This is a genomic window from Desulfallas sp. Bu1-1, from assembly GCF_015594625.1.
Classification (GTDB): domain Bacteria; phylum Bacillota; class Desulfotomaculia; order Desulfotomaculales; family Desulfallaceae; genus JADNRQ01.
Map to the genome: position 1 here is coordinate 1 of NZ_JADNRQ010000115.1, position 255 is coordinate 255.

1 protein-coding gene is annotated in these 255 nt (G+C 55.3%); it reads right to left on the bottom strand.

Annotation, left to right across the window (positions count from 1 at the left end):
* Nucleotides 1-255: recombinase family protein (locus IT084_RS17880; protein WP_195714202.1), on the bottom strand; the 255-nt coding region annotated here is incomplete at both ends.

The window sequence follows — 255 nt, forward strand, 5'->3', positions numbered from 1 at the left end:
TTCCGGTTCTTTTTCCGCGATGGCGATTGTTTCCACGCCGCAGTATTTCAGGTGCCGCTCGATATATGAATATCCGAACCGGGCCAACCGGTCGGGATATTCGATGATGAGCTTACTGTACTCGCCCTGCTCGGCCAGTTTGAGTACGTTCGCTAAACCGCGGCGCTTCTGGTTTAGGCCGCTGGACACGTCCGTGAATTCCGCCCTGACGGTAAAACTGTTTTCCCGGGCGTAATGCCGCAACCGTTCCATCTG